The sequence below is a fragment of the Corynebacterium sp. UD i78 genome, assembly GCF_056280545.1.
Genome location: NZ_JBWCED010000001.1, coordinates 636782 through 654435, shown reverse-complemented (window position 1 = coordinate 654435; position 17654 = coordinate 636782). Strand labels below are relative to the sequence as shown.

The window sequence follows — 17654 nt, the reverse complement described above, 5'->3', positions numbered from 1 at the left end:
CTCGTAGCCCCACAAGTCAGCACGTCACAGCACATTTCCAGCCACGTCCACCATCGCCGCGTCCTTCCCGCACCGTCCCCGCGCCCACCTTGTCCCACCACAGTGCCCCCCCCGCCCGGACAGCCCGCTACACTGTGCCGCGGGGCTATAGCTCAGTCGGTTAGAGCCGCGGACTCATAATCCGTTGGTCGCGGGTTCGAGCCCCGCTGGCCCCACCAGCCGAGGGGGCGTCCTCCGCCACAGTGCGGAGGACGCCCCCCTCTTCGCGTCCCGACCCGGTGAAGGCCACCCCCCACAATCCCATGCACATTTCTTCCCGAAACACCACAACTGAACCCGGCCTCACCGTAGACCCCCGGGAAACAACGGATAGACGTTGCTCACTACAGCAGGGAGACCAGCACGCAAGTCGGCATCTCCGCACAGTTGTCACCACTCGGACTCGCCGTGATCATGGTGGGCATCGGCCTCAGCCCTCACATCCACGCAGTTCAGAGGCAGCGTCAGCTCGACCGCCACCGTCACCTGGGGAATCGCCGGTCAGGTGGTGGTCGTCCCTCTGATCGCCCTGGCACCCGCCCCTCATCCTCAATCTCTCGCCCGTCCTCGCGGTCGGACTCATGCTCTTGGCCGCGGCCCCCGGTGGAGTCACCACCAACCTCTTCACCTATCTGGCCAAGAGCAACGTCCCGCTGTCGATCGTGCTCACCGTCATCGCCCCGATCCTCGTGATGGCCACCATGCCCCTGTGGGTATGGATCACCGTGCGACTCTTCGAGGACACACCGGGGACGTCGGCGTCATCACCGTTTCGCCGGGTGGGGCCATCGGCACGGTCATCAAGGCGAAGGCGCCGGACGTCGCCGCCCGGCTCGAGAAGATCATCGCCGTCATCGGTGTCGTCGTGCTGGTGGGCGTGTTCACCTTCCTGATCATCGACCTCGGCGACAAACTCGGACCGCTGCTGAAGGTCATCGCTGAAGGACATCGGATTGGCCGTCCTCATCTTCAACGCTCTGGTCATGACCACCGGATGGATCGTCGGCGCACTGCTGAAGCGGCCCGTGGAGGACAAGATCGCCCTGTCCGTGATCAGCTCCACGGAGATCGCCGCCCCGGCCAGACTCTTCAGCGTCACGATGTACATCTTCGGAGTCGGCCTGGTCATCTGGCGTCATCTGGCGTCATCTGGCGTCGGCGCACACTGAAGAACACAACCCCGCCGGTGACCCGGGACCTGGATGCCCCGGACGACACAGCTCCGGCGGTTGCCCGGCCTGACCAGGCATCTCGCAGTTTCTCCTGCGGAACTTCGAACCCGGGTTTAATCTCTTTTCATGCCTGAAAACGTCTCGCGTCGAAGCGTCCTCGCCGGCATGGCCTTGGCCGGTGGCACCGTCCTGTGGAGTTCCCGCTTCCCGGGCTTCTCTCCCCCACCGCTGCCGCCGAATCTCCCGGGAGTTCAGGCGATGCAGGGATCGATGTCGGCCTTGGTATCGCAGACACCACCGGTGAGCCCCTGGGCGCCGGTATGGACGGCTACGCGGTCGCCGAACAGACCACCGCAGGCATCCGCCAACGGCTGTTCTCCCGGGCCGTCATCTACGTCGACGGGTCCACCGGGGACCGGGTCTGCATGGTCACCGTCGATACGCCGCTGATGTTCCAGTCTGTCTTCCTCGAGGTCGTCCGGCGCCTGCAGCAGACCTACGGTGACACCTACCGGGCGGACAATGTCGTCCTGCAGGCCACCCACACCCACGTCGGTCCGGGCGGACGCTCCGGGCACGCCATGGTCGACCTGGTCTCCATGGGCTTCCGTCCGGTGACTTTCGAGGCCCAGGTCACCGGCATCGTCCGCTCGATCATCCGCGCTCACGACACCGTCGGCCCGGCCGAGCTCACGCTCACCAGCACCGAGCTGGACGAGGTCGGCGCGAACCGCTCGCACCTCGCCTTCGAGCGCAATCCGCAGGAGGACAAGGACGCCAACCCCGGCGGTATCGACCGCACCTCCGTGACCCTCCACATCACGCGCAACGGTTCCGCGGTCGGGCTGGTGAACTGGTACTCCGTCCACGGCACCGCGTTCGGCCCTGAGATCCACCATATCTCCGGCGACAACAAGGGCTACGCCGCCTGGTCGGTGGAGACCGATGCCGGGGTGGACCACCGCAGCCTCGATAACGCCCCGTTCATCGCCGTCTTCGCCCAGGGCACGCCCGGCGATATCACCCCGAACATGGGCCTGGTCCCCCACTCCGGTCCCGGTGGCGCCGACGAGAAGGCCAGCGCACGGATCCTCGGCGAACGTCAGGCGTCCGCCACGACGTCCACCGGCGGCACCCGCGTGGAGGGCTCCGGAGTCGCCGGACGGGCGCAGTGGGTCGACATGGACCGCGTCCAGGTCGACGGGAAGTGGACGCCGGACGGTAAGCCCGGCGCGACGGGCCCGGCGGTCCTGGGGTCCGCCTTCGCCGCGTCGAGCCAGGAGGACGGCGGCGGCCTGGATTTCGACATCGGGTTCAACGAGGGCGAGCGCGGCGGGTCGCCGTGGGTGCACCAGCTCAACCAGATCGCGCCGATCCCCGAGGACGTCCGCAAGGTCCACGAACCCAAGGACATGCTCCTGCCGATGGGCTACGTCGACGGGATGATCCAGCAGCGCCACATCTTCAGCGTGTGGCGCATCGGTGGACTGGTCGTGGTCTCCCTGGGCTTCGAGCCGACAATCACCGCAGGACGCCGCATCCGGCAGACCGTGGGGTCCGCGATGGGTGTGCCGGAGAACGGCGTGGTCGTGCAGGGCTACAGCTGCGGGTACGGCCACTACATGACTACCCCGGAGGAGTACCTGCAGCAGGACTACGAGGGTGGTGCGACCGCCTTCGGCCGCTACACCCTGCCCGCGGCACTGCAGACCGTCGACCGGCTGGCCCGGGCCCTGTCCTCTGACGAGAAAGTCGATACCGGGCAGCCGGCCGGGGATCTCACCGGCGTCATCCCGGACTCCCCCGCAGCGCTGGCGCCGCCGGACATCGAGTGGCCGGGACGACGCTTCGGCGACGTACTTTCCGGTGGGGGTGACGTGTCGCGAGGTGAGACAGCATCCGTGGTCTTCGCCGGAGCGAACCCGAACAACAATGTCCGCCTGGAGGACGGCTACCTTCTGGTCACCAAGGCCGACGGGACAGTCGTGGCCGACGACTCGTCCTGGTCGACCCTGCTCACTTTCGCCCGCGATGTCAGCGGGGTGCGCACCACGGTCGACTGGGACACCTCAGGGGCCGAGCCCGGCGACTATCTGGTCAAGCTTCGCGGGGACGCCAGAGGCGTCACCGGTCAGGTGACACCTTTCGAAGGCACTGCCGCGGTGCGGGTGGTGTAGCGGTCGAACGTCCGTTCACCCCTGGAACCACCCCTGTCCTGCCCGCGCACTAGATTCTTCTCCGGTTGACCCCCGATGGCGAGGTCGACACCCACACGACTGAGGAGAACCTATGACATCCCGCCTGTCCGCGCTCATCGGCGCGGTGATCCTGACCGGCGCACTTGCCGCCGGCTGTACCTCCGACGATTCCGGCGACGTTGGAGAATCCACCACGTCCACCACCGAATCGATTCCCGGCATGGGCACTCCGGTCAAGGGCGACGGCGCCACCGTGACTGTCAACGCGGCCTACGAGACGGACACCATCCGGCAGTACACGGACGGTTCCTGGACCACCGGGCAGGAGCGTCCGTCTGAGGAAGTGACAGCCAGGGACAAAGGCAAGTTCGTCGTCGTCGAGACCACCGTCACCAATGACACGAACCGCGACATGGACCTGACCTGCCGCAGTACCGGTGGATATGTGGATGCGGTACTCCAGACCGACCGCGAAGCCCTCTACCAGCCCATAAAGAGTCTCTACGAGATCCCGGGAAACCCCGCATGCAACGCTGACCTCGGATCCGGGTTCGACAGTGAGATGACCTGGATCTTCGAGATCCCGGAAGACCGTGAGGCGCTCTCCTTCAACTTCCTCTCGAACACCTCTGACGGGGAAGACACCGCCTTCATCCGCCTCGACAAGCTCGGCGAGAAGCCCTCCACGACCGCCAAGGAACCGGAGCCCACTGATGCGCCGGATGCAGCCGCCGTCGAGCCGGAGGCCGACGCCTACACCCCGGAGGCCCAGCCGACGCCGGAGGTCGAGCAGTATGACCCGGACCCCGTGATCGGCTTCACCGGTGCCCCGAGCGTGGATTCCCCGCACGTGCTCGACAAGGAGATCTCCAGCTGTGGCGACCCGTCGATCCATGAAACGGGCACCACGTTCTTCACCGACGGCACCTCAGGTTGGACCTCCACCTGCGCCGCGCAGATGGGTTAGGGTTCTGCCCTACTTCACCAGCCGCGCGACGGCTGCGGAGACCTCGTCGAGTTTCTCCACGGCCTCGTCCCCACCCTGCTGCGCGGCGTGGAGCACGCAGTGCTGCATGTGGTCGTCGAGCAGCGCCAGGGCCACGCCCTTGAGCGCGGACTGCACCGCGGAGATCTGGGTGAGGACGTCGATGCAGTACTCGTCCTCGTCGACCATGCGGTGTACCCCACGCACCTGGCCCTCGATCCGCTTGAGCCGGGCGAGGTAGCGTTTCTTCTCCGGCGTGTACCCGTTCTCCGCGGGCTCACTGGAGCATCCGCACCCGCAGCCGCCCACGGGATTCCCCGTGGCCGATGCTGCGAGGAGGTCAATGTCCTGAAGGTTCATGTCGCCGGTAGCCATGTACCGATATATACCCCCATGGGGTATCAGTGACAACCGGCGTTCCTAGTGACCCCGGGCAATCCATTCCTCGAGGTGCGGTGCTTCAGCGCCGATCGAGGTGACGTCCCCGTGGCCCGTGTAGACCTCGGTGTCGCCCGGCAGGGTCAGCAGCGACCCCTTGATCGAGTCGATGATGGTGCCGAAGTCACTGAACGACCGGCCCGTCGCACCGGGTCCACCGGCGAAGAGGGTGTCGCCGCTGAGCAGCACCTTAGCCTCCGGCAGATACAGGCAGCAGGATCCCGGCGAGTGCCCGGGTGTGTTGATGACCCGCAGTGTAGTGCCCGCGACGGAGAACTTCTCCCCGTCAGCCAGGTCAGCGTGGCCGACCCCCGGATGGGTCTCGTCCCACAGCATCTGGTCGCCGGGGTGGACGTAGATCTGCGTGTCCAGCCGCTCGGCCAGTTCCGGGGCCACGGTGATGTGGTCGTTGTGTGCGTGAGTGCAGATCACCCCACGGACCTTCCGACCGTCGACGGCGTTGACGATGGCGTCGGCGTCATGGGCGGCGTCCACGACAATCACCTCGTCGTCGTCACCGACGATCCAGATATTGTTGTCGACTTCCCACTGACCGCCGTCGAGAGCGAAGACGCCGTGGGTGACGACGCGGTCGATGCGCAGGCCGGACTCTGACGCGGTACTCACAGTTCCACCACCGACCGCAGGACCTTGCCGGCCTTCATCGTCTCGAAGGCCTCCTCAACGGCGTCGATGCTGATCCGCTCATCGACGAAGTCACCCAGTGGGAAGCGTCCCTGCAGGTAGAGGTCGGTGTAGAGCGGGAAGTCCCGCTCTGGCAGGCAGTCGCCGTACCAGGCGGACTTCAGCGAGCCGCCACGTCCGAAGACATCGGGCAGCGGGAGGTTGAGCTCCATGCCCGGCGTCGGCACACCGACGAGAACCACGCGTCCTGCCAGATCGCGCAGGTAGAAAGCCTGATTGTAGGTGGCGGGCACGCCCACGGCGTCCACCACGACATCGGTGCCGATACCACCGCAGATCTCGTAGACGGCCTGTACGACCGGCTGGTCCTCGCCCTCGGCGGAGGCATCGCCCGGCAGGGACGCGGAGTTGATGACATGTGTGGCGCCGAACTCCTTCGCCCGCTCGAGCTTCTCCGTCGGAGACGTCGATGGCGATGATGGTTGTCGCCCCGGCCAGCTTCGCGCCGGCGACGGCGGCCATGCCCACGCCACCACAGCCGATGACGGCGACGGACTCGCCGCGCCTGATCTCGCCGGTGTTCACCGCGGCACCGAGGCCGGCCATGACGCCACAGCCCAGCAGCCCGACGGCGGAGGGGTCAGCCTCCGGGTTGACCTTGGTGCACTGCCCCTCGTGGACGATGGTCTTCTCGATGAAGGCGCCGATACCGAGCGCGGCCTCCAGCTCGGTGCCGTCAGCCAGGGTCATCGGCTGCGAGGCGTTGAACGTGGCGAAGCAGTACTTCGGCTCGCCCTTCTTGCAGGCGCGACACTCGCCGCAGACCGCGCGCCAGTTGAGCACGACGAAGTCCCCCACCTCCACGTGGGAGACCCCGGAACCGACGGTCTCGACGATGCCGGCAGCCTCATGTCCGAGCAGGTAGGGGTAGTTGTCGCCGATGCCGCCGTTGCGGTACGCGAGGTCGGTGTGGCAGACGCCGCAGCTCTGGATCCTCACGATGACGTCGTGTGCGCCGGGGTCGGGGACGACGACGTCCACAAGTTCGACGGCAGCGTTCTTCTCACGGGCGATAACGCCCTTGACGGTGGTGCTCACGGGTGATCGGGTCCTCTCTCAGGGGTGGTGCGGGATCGTTTTCAGCAACGTTCACTGACAGTAAACCGTGATTCACGGTCTGCCGCCACTCAAGGAACCAGATTACCGGCGAAGCCCGTGACGTGTCCGCCACTGCGATAGGGTGGACGCCATGATCCAACTCGTCATCGGAGCAGCAGCCGGCTACGTCTTCGGAACCAAGGCAGGACGCCGCCGCTTCGAACAGATCCGCGGCGGCTACGAGGCCGTGATCAACTCCCCCGTCACCCGCAAGGCCGTCACTGCCGGCCGCAAGGCCCTGGCCGACCGCCTCGATCCGGAACCGCGGATGCGCGAGGTCCGCGACCTCAAGGGCAGCTCCCGGTCCTCCCTCACCGCGAACGACGCCCTCCTCGAGGACGATCTCGTCGACCACGAGGAGGACCGCGTCATCACTTCCGACAGCCGACGAATGAAGGACACCAAGGGCCGACGTGTCCAGGACCAGGACGGCCACGGCAACCGCCGCTAGAACCTACCGCTCACTCCCCCAGTTCGCCGTAACTCTGGGCCTGCTCCTGCAGTGTACGGCGATATTTCTCCAGCGCCATGAGATCGGCGAAGGTGGCGTTGTACTCCTTCTTCTCCGCCGCACCCAGGTCCGGACGCATACGCTGCATCCGTGACTTCAACTCGGCGATCTCGGCACCGACCCACCGTTCCTCCATCCGCGCCACCACGGCCCGGGCGTAGAACGGCAGCCGCTCGGCACGGCACCGCGGTTCCTCCACCGCCAGCTCACTGATCACGGCCCGACACATCGGGTCCTTCGTCGCCGCGCTCACCGCGTCCAGCCATCCGGCACCGCCGGCGGTCACCGACCCGACACCCCCGGCGTCCTGGATCGCAGCGGCCACGGCCATGTAGGTGGGATGCTCGAAACTGTCGGTGAGCAGTCCGTCGGCGTCCTTGCCGACCAGCCCCGGCTCCTGGAGCATCAACTTGAGCACCTCCCGGACCGGGCGCAGGTACACGTCCTCCGGGTCGGGTCGCTGCAGCAGTGAGACCGGGGCATCCGTCGCCTGGGTCTGCTCGGCCGCGGCCCGACGGTTCGCCCGGGCCAGCCCCTCCCGCAGTTCGGGCACCGCATCACGGTGGCCGGAGTTCCGGGCTGCCTTGCGCACCTGGTTGACGACCTCGGAGGGGTCAGACCAGGACAGCCATCCGGACGCCTGGCGCGCGTACTCGTCGCGCAGGGCGTCATCCCGGATGCCGGCGAGCACCGGCACCACCCGGCGCAGGGCATCCACCCGACCGTCGACGTGGTGGGTGTCATAGCCGCGGATGATGGTGCGGATGACGAACTCGAACATGGGGATCCGGGAGGCGACCATCTCGCGCACCGCGGCGTCCCCGCGCTCCATGCGCAGGTCACAGGGGTCCATGCCGTCGGGCGCGACGGCGACGTAGCTGCGTCCGGTGAACTTCTGGTCGCCCTCGAAGGCACGCATCGCGGCCTTCTGACCGGCCTCGTCACCGTCGAAGGTGTAGATGATCTCGCCGCGGAAGAACTGGTCGTCGAGCATGAACCGGCGCAACATCTGCAGGTGCTCCTCACCGAAGGCGGTACCGCAGGCGGCCACGGCCGTGGTCACCCCGGCGGCATGCAGCGCCATGACGTCGGTGTAGCCCTCCACCACCACCGCCTGGTGGTCGGCACTGATCGACTTCTTCGCACGGTCCAGACCGAAGAGCACCTTCGACTTCTTGTACAGCAGCGTCTCGGGCGTGTTCATGTACTTGCCGAGCTTGTCGTCCTCGAAGAGCTTGCGGGCACCGAAACCGATGACGTCCCCGGCGGAGTTCCGGATCGGCCACAGCAGCCGGCGGTGGAAGCGGTCGATGGGGCCACGGTTGCCCATCCGCGACAGGCCGGCGTCCTCCAGCTCCTTGAAGCTGAACCCGCGGCGCAGCAGAACCTTCGTCAGTGTGTCCCAGCCGTCGGGGGCGTAGCCGCAGCCGAACTGTTCGACGAGCTCGTCGCTGAAGCCACGGTCGCGCAGCATCGCGCGGGCCTTCTCCGCGCCCGGGTCCTTGCTGTCCGTGTCGAGGAACCGGGCGCGGTAGAACTCCTGGGCCGCCCGGTTCGCGGCGATGAGCCGCTGCCGGGTGCCCGGTTCGACCCGGTTCACCGGGCCGCCGCCCTCGTAGTTGATGTGGTAGCCGATCCGCTCGGCACACTGCTCGACAGCCTCGGGGAAGGTGACGTGCTCCATCTTCATGAGGAAGCTGAAGACGTCCCCGCCCTCGCCGGTCGCGAAGCAGTGGAAGTAGCCCTTGTTCGGACGCACGTGGAATGACGGTGTCTTCTCGTCCTTGAACGGGCTGAGCCCCTTCATCGAATCCACACCGCCCGGGGTGAGCTGGACGTACTCGCCGACGACCTCCTCGATCGGGGTCTGCTCCCGGATCGCGGCGATGTCGGTGTCCGGAATGCGTCCTCGTGCCATGCGGACCATCGTAGGCCACTGGATCTTCCCGTATCTTCCCGTATCTTCCCGTATCGCCACGACGGCATCTCCGAAACCCTAAGCTTTTGTGAACATCCACGACTTGACCACAACTGCAGAAACACTGCCGACCGTGCCCGGAGTGACTCCCGGGCACATCGGCACCGAAAGGGATGACCACCCATGGCTTCATCAGCCACGCACTATGACGTCCTCATCGTCGGCTCCGGCTTCGGCGGATCCGTCTCCGCCCTGCGGCTGACGGAGAAGGGCTACTCCGTCGGCGTCATCGAGGCAGGACGCCGCTTCGAGGACAAGGACTTCGCGAAGAACTCCTGGCACCTCAAGGACTTCCTCTGGGCCCCGAAGCTCGGCTTCTACGGCATCCAACGCGTCCACCTGCTCAAGGACGCCATGATCCTCGCCGGTGCCGGTGTCGGCGGAGGTTCCCTGAACTACGCCAACACCCTCTACAAGCCGGGCGAGAACTACTTCCACTCCCCTGCCTGGGACCACATCACCGACTGGGAGGACGAACTCACCCCCTACTACGAGCAGGCCCGCAGGATGCTCGGCGTGGTGACCAACCCGACCGTCACCCCGGCGGACAAGCTGTCCAAGCAGGTCGCCGAGGAGATGGGTGCCGGCGACACCTTCCGGATGACCCCGGTCGGCGTCTTCTTCGGTAAGAAGGTCGGTCTGGAGGGTGAGGAGGGCGAGACCGTCGCCGACCCCTACTTCGGTGGTGTGGGCCCGGAGCGCACCGCCTGCACCGAGTGCGGCGAGTGCATGACCGGCTGCCGGCACGGTGCGAAGAACACCCTGCTGAAGAACTACCTCTACCTCGCGGAGAAGGCCGGTACCGAGGTTCACGACCGTTCCACGGTGACCTCGGTGCGCAAACTCGGCGCCGATGACGAACCCGGCTGGGAGATCACCGTCACCCGTACCGGTCCGGTGTTCGGACGGACGAAGACCCGCACCTTCACCAGCGACTACCTCATCATGGCCGCCGGCACCTGGGGCACCCAGAACCTGCTGCACCGCCAGAAGGAGGACGGCAACCTGCCGCATCTCTCCGACCACCTCGGTGAACTCACCCGCACCAACTCCGAGGCCCTGCTGGGTGTCGGTCTGTGGAAGAAGGAGCCGGAATACGACTTCCACAAGGGTGTCGCCATCACCTCGAGCTACTGGCCCGCCCCGGACACCCACATCGAACCGGTCCGCTACGGCATCGGTTCCAATGCCATGGGCATGTTGCAGACCCTGAACACCGACGGCGACACGAAGTGGCCCCGCTGGGTCGAGTTCCTCCGCCAGCTCGCGAAGAACCCGAAGGCCGTGAAGCTGGTGCTCGACCTGCGCGGTTGGTCGGAGCGCACCATGATCAACCTGGTCATGCAGGCCCGCGACAACTCCCTGACCACCAGCCTGAAGAAACTCGGGCCGCTGCGCCTGCTCACCAGCCGGCAGGGTGAAGGAGAGCCGAACCCGTCCTGGATCCCCGAGGGCAACGAGGCCACCCGGCGCGGTGCCGCCCACTTCGACAAGGCCGTCGCCGGTGGCGTGTGGCCGGAGGTCTTCAACATCCCGCTCACCGCCCACTTCCTCGGTGGCTGCACCATCTCCGACACCCCGCACACCGGCGTGGTCGACCCCTATCACCGGGTGTGGAACTACCCGTCGATGTTCGTCACCGACGGCTCCTCCATCACCGCGAACCCGGGCGTGAACCCGTCACTGTCGATCTCAGCGAACGCGGAACGCGCCGCAGCCTTGTGGCCCAACAAAGGCGAAGCGGACCCGCGTCCGACCCAGGACGGGATCATCGGCAACTACCGGCGCGTGGATGCGGTCGAACCGCACAGCCCGGTCGTCCCCGCGTCCGCCCCGGGCGCTCTGCGCCTGCCGCTGACAGTGGTGAAGTCCGCGGTGTGATTCACTGTTCACCGTGAGCACAGGAGAATCCGGGAAGAAAAAGACCGTCCTCGGCAGCATCGTCGGCGCGGTCGTCGTCCTCGCCGCCAGCTACTTCGGGGTGGACGCCGCCACCGGTGGCGACGACTCAGACGACAATCAGGCGTCCTCGGCGGCATCTTCCGGCGACTCCTGCGCCGTGGACACCCTGCCGGAGCAGGCCGACGAAGTCATCGACCTGATCCTCGACGGCGGCCCGTTCGACCATGCCGAGCACGATGGCAAGCACTTCGGCAACTACGAATCTGTGCTGCCGGCCCAGAACTCCAGCTACTACCGCGAGTACACGGTGGACACCCCCGGCATCAACCACCGTGGCGCCCGGCGCATCGTCGTCGGCGGCGGCTCGGACACCGATCCGGACGTCTGGTACTACACCGATGACCACTACGAGTCCTTCTGCTCCATCCCGGACGCAGAGGACTGACGAGGCCTAACCCCAGGCCGCGCTCTCGGCGCACGCCAACCGGTCGACCCGCTCCAACCGCGATTCCGTGTAGGACGCCACCTGGTCGACAATCACGCGCTGCCGGTCAGAATCACTGTCCGCCTCAGTCCACCAGGCGCGGAACACCGGGTCGAGCGTCCCCGGGGCGCCGGCCGCCAGGTACCCGGCGACCCGGTAGATCCGGTCACGCTGCCGGTCCTGGTTGGCCAGGTGCCGCTTCTCGTCCATGACGTAGAGCACCGCCACCGACTTCAGCAGCGTCACCTCCGCCACCACCGGGGCGGGGATGACCAGCTCCGCGGAGTAGCGTCCCAGCCCGCCGGTACCCGGGTACGCCGCCCGGGTCGCGGTGACCACGGCGGTGACGTACCGGCTCACCAGTTCACTGGTCAGAGCCTTGAGCGACACGAGATCCTGCAACCCGCCACGGAAATCCGCGGCCCGGGCGACGAGGTCCATCTCCCGGAGCCGGTCAGCGGCCTCCAGCAGTTCGGCGGGGTCGCCACCGAAGGCGGCGGCACCCTTCTCCGCCAGGGCGGCGAGTTCCACGAGATCCCAGAGGACGCCGAGGGTGATACGTCCTGACAGGATACCGTCCTCCACGTCGTGGACGGAATAGGCGACGTCATCCGCCCAGTCCATGACCTGGGCCTCCATGGCGCGGCGGCCGTCCGGGGCGCCCTCGCGCACCCAGGTGAAGACCTCCAGGTCCTCGGCGTAGCAGGAGTACTTGCGGCGACGGTTCCCCGCGGCGTCCACCGGACCCCAGGGGTACTTTGCGGCGGCGTCGAGGCTGGCGCGGGTGAGATTGAGGCCGTGACTGGCCCCGTCGACCCCGAGGACCTTCGGCTCCAGGCGAACGAGGATGCGCAGGGTCTGTGCATTGCCCTCGAACCCGCCGCAGCCTGCGGCGACGACGTCCAGTGCCGTCTCCCCGTTGTGCCCGTAGGGCGGGTGGCCGATGTCGTGGGTCAGCCCGGCGAGTTCACACAGGTCCGGGTCCATGCCGAGGGCGGTGCCGATGCCGCGGGAGATCTGCCCGACCTCCAGGGAGTGGGTCAGCCGGGTGCGGGGGGTGTCCCCCTCCCCCGGTCCGACGACCTGGGTCTTGTCCGCCAGCCGACGCAGTGCGGCGCTGTGCAGGACACGGGCCCGGTCACGGTCGAAGTCCTCCCGGCCGTCGGGCAGTGAGCCGGCGACCCCGAGGTGCTTGGCTGGGGTCGGCAGGTAGCGGGCCAGATCGCGGGCGGTGTATCCGTAGCGTTCCATGAAACTCCCCGTCACTCCTTCACCGTGTAGTCACCGCCACCGTTACGGGTGACGCGGTAGTACAGCAGTCCGCCGGTCTCGTGGAGGATGCTGTCGAGCTGGGACTCGCGCCCGGAGACCGCCGGGCCGGTCCGGGTCGGCGAGGCGTGCGCGCTGACCCCCTGGTCGCGGACCATGTCCGTGGCACGCAGTGAGTGCGCCGGGTCGGTGACGACGACGGCACTCTCCCAGTCCTGGTCCTCAGCCTCGTCGCCGAAGAGCTCAGCGGACTCGAGGGTGTCGGAGCCGTGGTCGATGGTGGAGATGTCGGACGCCGGGACGCCCTTGTCCTCCAGGTACATCGCCCCCGCCTCGGCCTCGGTGTAGTTGTCGCCGTCGAGCTTGCCACCGACGGTGACGATCCGCGGGGCGACACCGTCGTTGTAGAGATCGGCGGCATGGTCGAGCCGGGCGGCGAACCAGTTCGACGGGGTGCCGTTGTACTGGGCAGCGCCGAGGACGAGGATCGTGTCCGCCTCACTCCGGTCGTCCTGTCGAGCGTAGGCCCAGACGTGACCTGCGGTGACCAGGGTGATGACCAGCGCCACCACGATGGTGCCGACGATCATGTACAGGAGTCCGCGGATTCCGGCACCCACGGCACTTCCCAGGTTCTTCCACACAGTCATGCAGACAACTCTACGCACCGGCAGGTCCGAATCCGGTTATTGTTGTACGTATGTGCGCTGTGAATTCTCCTTTCCCTTCCGCGTCGGGTGACCGACGTTCACGACGCTTCGTGGCGTCCCTCGCGATCGCCGGTCTCGCCGGCCTGGGGGCGGCCGGATTCAGCGCCGCCCTCGCCCCGGCCGCCGGCGCGGAGACGACGGTGCTCGCCCAGACCGCGACGGACACAGGCATCACCCTGGACTCACAGGTCGTCGATGAGGCCGGTGTGCTCTCCGACGACGAGGCGTCCGAGATCTCGGAACTGCTCGCCAAGGGACCTGCCGAGACCGGGGTGAAGGGGTACCTGGTGTACACGGCCGACGAGGACCCGGAGACCCTTGCCCCGCAACTCCAGTCCGAGCTCGGCATCTCCAACGGCCTTGTCATTGTCATCAACACCATTGACAGGACTTACGGTACTGCGCCTGGTGCGAACGTCCCGGACTCTGTGACCGAAGACGTCAACTCCGCCATCAAGAGCAATATGGGCGACGGATGGTTCGACGACGGCAAAGCAGTCGCCAAGGTCATCGCCGATGAGTCCGACAGCAGTTCCTCCGCCTGGCTGTGGGGCGGAGTGGGTGTCCTCGCCGTCGGTGGCGGTGGCGCCCTGGTCTGGTCGAAGAAGAAGCGGCGCAAGGACGAAGCCGCCGAGGTCGAGACCACACGGTCCATCACTCCGGGTGACTCCTCCGACCTGGCCCAGCAGCCCACCCACGCACTGCGCATTGTCGCTGCCGAAGAGCTGCAGTCCACCGACGAGTCCATCCGCAAGGGAGCCCAGGAACTCACCACCGCCGAGTCCGAGTTCGGTGCCGAGCGCACCCGGGAGTTGCGGAAGGCGCTTGATTCTTCCCAGCGCACCCTCTCCCAGGCCTACGGCGACCACCAGCGTCTCGCCAACGGCCTGGTCCGCGACGAGGCCGAGGAGCGTGACATTCTCATCGGCATCATCGCCAACTGCGGCACCGCCGACAAGAACCTCAACGAGCAGGCGGAGCGCTTCGCCACCCTGCGTGAGAAGCTCATCAACGCCCCCGAGATCGTCGACAAGCTCTTCCGGGAGACCGTCGACCTGCGCACCCGTGTCCCCCGTGCCCGCGCCACGCTGGAGTCCCTGACCTCCCGCGTCGATCCGGCTCTTCTGTCGTCGGTCATCGACAACCCGGACATCGCGGACGCCGAGATCACCCAGGCGGAGGAAGCACTCAGCCGTGCCCGTGAACTGCTGAACCTCCCTCCCGGCCAGCAGGGCGAACTGGTGGACGCCGCCCGCGCCGCACGAATGGCCATGAACCAGGCAGCCAGCCAGCTCGACAGTGTCGACCGCGCTGAGGTCCAGCTGCGTGAGGCCCAGTCCAACCTCGAGTCCCTCATCGACGAGGTCGACGGTGAGATCACCGAGGCCACCGAACACGCCGCCAGCAACGCGGAGATCGACCGCACCGCCCTTGCCGCCGCCGTGGAGAAAGCGAAGACCGCCCTGGCCGATGCCCGGTCCCGCGGCTCCCAGGACCCGCTGGGCACCTACTCGGCTCTCCTCGAGGCTGACGGTGAGCTCGACATCCAGATCGACGAGGCCCGCGGTGCCCGCAACTCCTTCGAGCGCACCGTTGCCATGGTCGACCGCACCGTCGCCGACGCCACCGCGCGGCTGCAGAGTGTGGAGGACACGATCCACACCCGTGGCTCCATGGTCGGCGTGACCGCCCGTTCCCTGGCCCAGTCAGCAGGGCAGGCCCTCGGCGACGCCCGACGGATGCGCGACACCCGCCCGAAGGACGCCTTCCGTGCCGCCCAGCAAGCCAACAACATCGCTTCCCAGGCTGCCCAGCACGCGCAGAAGGACATCGACGACTACACCCGTCGAAACAACAACTACCGTGGCGGCTCCGGTGCCGGGTCGATGGTCACCGGCATCGTCCTCGGTTCCCTGCTCAGCGGCCACGGTGGTTTCGGGGGCGGCTTCGGCGGCGGAGGATTCGGAGGCGGCGGTGGTGGCGGAGACTTCGGCGGCGGTGGCGACTTCGGCGGCTTCTGACCCCCTCCCCGCTGCCCGGCTCCTCCCCTTTCCGGGAGGAGCCGGAAGTCTTACCAGCGTTCGCCCGAGCAAACTGACAAAACCTCGTGTCGGCAGGTCAAGGGGACGGCCAGCCCCTACAGCACCCCGATGAAGTACAGCAGGATCAGCGGGATGAGGATGACCAGGAAGACCGTGATCGCCCAGGTCGAGGAGATCACCCGGGACTCCATCATGTGCCGCGCCACCCAGGAGACGAACACCTGCGCGTCCAGGGGAAGGGACTGACCCGCACCCTCGAACTGCACGTGGATGTTCTTCATCGCCCCGGACTCGGACTTGAACTGGCCGATCTTCGTTGCCGCGGCAAGGTCCAGTTCCTCCTGCCCCGGACCGCCCTTACCACTGGCGTCGAGGATGATGAACTCCTTGCGTGACTCCTGGTGCACCACGACCTGGTGACGGTCGACCGTGCAGAGCACGTTCTTCGACCGGCCGAAAGTCTCGGCGTCCCCGGTGGCGGTGAAGACCTGGGAACCGGTATCCGGCGAAGTCGTTGCACGCATCACCGGCTGCTTGCCGGCCTCCAGCTGCCAGGTGTCCCCGGCGAAACGGAGGGTGGCTGTGTCACGTTCGACACAGAACTCACCGACCCGCTCCATGTCAGCGACAGCACCGGCGTAGATCGGGAAGGTGTGACCGTCCGACGGCGCGGTCCAGCGGATGTCCGGATTCGGCATGTCTTGTCCGGACTAGCAGCCGGCGAGCTCGGCAGCGAGGTAGCTCTGCAGCTTGTCGAGGCTGACGCGCTCCTGGCTCATCGTGTCGCGCTCCCGCACGGTCACCGCATTGTCCTCGAGGGTGTCGAAGTCGACGGTGACGCAGAACGGGGTACCGATCTCGTCCTGGCGACGGTAGCGGCGACCGATGGCACCGGAGGTGTCGTAGTCGACGTTCCACAGCGCGCGGAGATCGTCGGCGATCTTCTCGGCTGTCGGGGTCAGCGTCTCCTTCTTGGACAACGGGAGCACGGCGACCTTCACCGGGGACAGCCGACGGTCCAGGCGCAGCACGACACGCTTGTCGACGCCGCCCTTGGTGTTCGGGGCCTCGTCCTCGGAGTAGGCGTCCACCAGGAAGGCCATCATGGCGCGGCCCAGGCCGGCGGCCGGCTCGATGACGTAGGGGATCCAGCGCTCGCCGGTGGCCTGGTCGAAGAACGACAGGTCCTCACCGGAGTGCTCCATGTGGGTCTTCAGGTCGTAGTCGGTGCGGTTGGCGATGCCCTCCAGCTCACCCCACCTGGAACCCTGGAAACCGAAGGCGTACTCCACGTCCACGGTGCGCTTGGAGTAGTGGGACAGCTTCTCGGTCGGGTGCTCGAAAAGACGCAGGTTCTCCGGGTCGATGCCCAGGTTGACATACCAGTTGTACCGGTCGTCGATCCACTGCTGGTGCCATTCCTCGTCCTCACCCGGCTTGACGAAGAACTCCATCTCCATCTGCTCGAACTCGCGGGTACGGAAGATGAAGTTGCCCGGGGTGATCTCGTTGCGGAAGGACTTACCCGTGTTCGCGATACCGAACGGCGGCTTCTGCCGGGACGCACCCATGACGTTCTTGAAGTTGATGAAGATGCCCTGGGCGGTCTCCGGACGCAGGTAGTGCAGACCCTCCTTGTCGTCCACCGGACCCAGGTAGGTCTTCAGCAGACCGGAGAAGGCCTTCGGCTCAGTCCACTTGCCGGGCTGGCCGGACTCCGGGTCGTTGATGTCCGCCAGGCCGTTGGGGGCCTCGTGGCCGTGCTTCTCCTCGTAGGCCTCGAGGAGGTGGTCGGCGCGGTAGCGCTTGTGGGTGTAGAGGGACTCGACCAGCGGGTCGGTGAAGACCTCGACGTGACCGGAGGCTTCCCAGACCTGACGCGGCTGGATGACGGAGGTGTCCACACCGACGACATCCTTGCGGGAGGTCACCATGTGACGCCACCACTGACGCTTGATGTTCTCCTTGAGCTCCACACCCAGGGGGCCGTAGTCCCAGGCGGAGCGGGTACCGCCGTAGATCTCGCCGGCCGGGAAGACCAGGCCTCTGCGCTTACAGAGGTTGACGACGGTATCGATGCTGCTGGACGCCATGTGTTTCGGCACGCTCCTCGAGAGGCTCAC

14 protein-coding genes, 1 tRNA gene and 2 pseudogenes are annotated in these 17654 nt (G+C 66.8%); 9 read left to right on the top strand and 8 right to left on the bottom strand.

Translation table 11 applies throughout. The annotated features are described in order from the left end of the window. Positions 1–141: 141 nt before the first annotated feature. From ACZ9GM_RS03110 to ACZ9GM_RS03090, 5 genes are all read left to right on the top strand, one after another. A tRNA-Ile gene (locus ACZ9GM_RS03110) sits at positions 142–218 on the top strand. 402 nt (positions 219–620) lie between these two features. Then, the gene (locus ACZ9GM_RS03105; RefSeq protein WP_367273319.1) at positions 621–932 is read left to right on the top strand and encodes a hypothetical protein; all 312 of its coding nucleotides are present in this window, start codon (positions 621–623) and stop codon (positions 930–932) included. Positions 933–992: 60 nt separating this feature from the next. Continuing rightward, on the top strand, positions 993–1208 hold the full coding sequence (locus ACZ9GM_RS03100) for a hypothetical protein (protein WP_291475200.1): 216 nt from the start codon (positions 993–995) through the stop codon (positions 1206–1208). A 194-nt stretch (positions 1209–1402) separates the two neighbouring features. Next, positions 1403–3388 carry a neutral/alkaline non-lysosomal ceramidase N-terminal domain-containing protein gene (locus ACZ9GM_RS03095; RefSeq protein ID WP_476037258.1) on the top strand — a complete coding sequence of 662 codons (1986 nt, stop codon included), beginning with the start codon at positions 1403–1405 and terminating at the stop codon, positions 3386–3388. Between the two features lie 112 nt (positions 3389–3500). Next, positions 3501–4376, top strand: a complete 876-nt coding sequence (locus tag ACZ9GM_RS03090) for a hypothetical protein (protein ID WP_291475204.1) — start codon at positions 3501–3503, stop codon at positions 4374–4376. A gap of 9 nt (positions 4377–4385) precedes the next feature. On the opposite strand, the gene ACZ9GM_RS03085 is transcribed toward ACZ9GM_RS03090, so the two are convergent. From ACZ9GM_RS03085 to ACZ9GM_RS03075, 3 genes and pseudogenes are all read right to left on the bottom strand, one after another. Further along, positions 4386–4769, bottom strand: a complete 384-nt coding sequence (locus ACZ9GM_RS03085) for a metal-sensitive transcriptional regulator (RefSeq protein WP_291475207.1) — start codon at positions 4767–4769, stop codon at positions 4386–4388. A 45-nt stretch (positions 4770–4814) separates the two neighbouring features. Next, on the bottom strand, positions 4815–5459 hold the full coding sequence (locus ACZ9GM_RS03080) for an MBL fold metallo-hydrolase (protein ID WP_291475209.1): 645 nt from the start codon (positions 5457–5459) through the stop codon (positions 4815–4817). Beyond that, positions 5456–6575 (bottom strand): annotated as a pseudogene (locus ACZ9GM_RS03075) (S-(hydroxymethyl)mycothiol dehydrogenase). The gene ACZ9GM_RS03080 and the pseudogene ACZ9GM_RS03075 overlap by 4 nt, the downstream one beginning before the upstream one ends. 151 nt (positions 6576–6726) lie before the next feature. Here ACZ9GM_RS03075 and ACZ9GM_RS03070 point away from each other — a divergent pair. Beyond that, positions 6727–6960, top strand: a pseudogene (locus ACZ9GM_RS03070) (hypothetical protein); the annotation flags it as partial. A gap of 136 nt (positions 6961–7096) precedes the next feature. On the opposite strand, the gene dnaG reads toward ACZ9GM_RS03070, so the two are convergent. Beyond that, on the bottom strand, positions 7097–9064 hold the full coding sequence (dnaG, locus tag ACZ9GM_RS03065) for a DNA primase (protein ID WP_291475212.1): 1968 nt from the start codon (positions 9062–9064) through the stop codon (positions 7097–7099). Between the two features lie 183 nt (positions 9065–9247). Here dnaG and ACZ9GM_RS03060 point away from each other — a divergent pair, with 183 nt between their 5' ends. Continuing rightward, a complete protein-coding gene (locus ACZ9GM_RS03060) occupies positions 9248–11005 on the top strand; it encodes a GMC oxidoreductase (protein WP_291475214.1) in 1758 nt (585 codons plus the stop codon). A 13-nt stretch (positions 11006–11018) separates the two neighbouring features. Continuing rightward, entirely contained in the window at positions 11019–11471 is a 453-nt protein-coding gene (locus tag ACZ9GM_RS03055; RefSeq protein WP_291475216.1) for a guanyl-specific ribonuclease, read from the top strand. A 6-nt stretch (positions 11472–11477) separates the two neighbouring features. Here the strand turns inward: ACZ9GM_RS03055 and ACZ9GM_RS03050 are convergent, their stop codons facing one another. Both ACZ9GM_RS03050 and ACZ9GM_RS03045 read right to left on the bottom strand, forming a co-directional pair. Beyond that, positions 11478–12761, bottom strand: coding sequence for a deoxyguanosinetriphosphate triphosphohydrolase (locus tag ACZ9GM_RS03050; protein WP_291475219.1), 1284 nt, complete (start codon positions 12759–12761; stop codon positions 11478–11480). An 11-nt stretch (positions 12762–12772) separates the two neighbouring features. Beyond that, positions 12773–13429, bottom strand: a complete 657-nt coding sequence (locus ACZ9GM_RS03045; RefSeq protein WP_291475220.1) for a YdcF family protein — start codon at positions 13427–13429, stop codon at positions 12773–12775. A gap of 110 nt (positions 13430–13539) precedes the next feature. On the opposite strand from ACZ9GM_RS03045, the gene ACZ9GM_RS03040 reads away from it, so the two are divergent. Beyond that, the gene (locus ACZ9GM_RS03040) at positions 13540–15510 is read left to right on the top strand and encodes a TPM domain-containing protein (protein ID WP_476037257.1); all 1971 of its coding nucleotides are present in this window, start codon (positions 13540–13542) and stop codon (positions 15508–15510) included. Positions 15511–15626: 116 nt separating this feature from the next. Here the strand turns inward: ACZ9GM_RS03040 and ACZ9GM_RS03035 are convergent, their stop codons facing one another. Continuing rightward, a complete protein-coding gene (locus ACZ9GM_RS03035) occupies positions 15627–16229 on the bottom strand; it encodes a hypothetical protein (RefSeq protein WP_291475224.1) in 603 nt (200 codons plus the stop codon). Positions 16230–16241: 12 nt separating this feature from the next. Beyond that, on the bottom strand, positions 16242–17624 hold the full coding sequence (locus ACZ9GM_RS03030) for a glycine--tRNA ligase (protein ID WP_476037256.1): 1383 nt from the start codon (positions 17622–17624) through the stop codon (positions 16242–16244). Positions 17625–17654 lie beyond the last annotated feature (30 nt).

Coding starts and splice junctions, on each gene's coding strand:
- ACZ9GM_RS03035 (WP_291475224.1), bottom strand. CDS start 16,229: ATGCCGAATCCGGACATCCGCTGGACCGCGCCGTCGGACGGTCACACC.
- ACZ9GM_RS03060 (WP_291475214.1), top strand. CDS start 9,248: ATGGCTTCATCAGCCACGCACTATGACGTCCTCATCGTCGGCTCCGGC.
- ACZ9GM_RS03090 (WP_291475204.1), top strand. CDS start 3,501: ATGACATCCCGCCTGTCCGCGCTCATCGGCGCGGTGATCCTGACCGGC.
- ACZ9GM_RS03105 (WP_367273319.1), top strand. CDS start 621: ATGCTCTTGGCCGCGGCCCCCGGTGGAGTCACCACCAACCTCTTCACC.
- ACZ9GM_RS03085 (WP_291475207.1), bottom strand. CDS start 4,769: ATGGCTACCGGCGACATGAACCTTCAGGACATTGACCTCCTCGCAGCA.
- ACZ9GM_RS03030 (WP_476037256.1), bottom strand. CDS start 17,624: ATGGCGTCCAGCAGCATCGATACCGTCGTCAACCTCTGTAAGCGCAGA.
- ACZ9GM_RS03050 (WP_291475219.1), bottom strand. CDS start 12,761: ATGGAACGCTACGGATACACCGCCCGCGATCTGGCCCGCTACCTGCCG.
- ACZ9GM_RS03045 (WP_291475220.1), bottom strand. CDS start 13,429: ATGACTGTGTGGAAGAACCTGGGAAGTGCCGTGGGTGCCGGAATCCGC.
- dnaG (WP_291475212.1), bottom strand. CDS start 9,064: ATGGCACGAGGACGCATTCCGGACACCGACATCGCCGCGATCCGGGAG.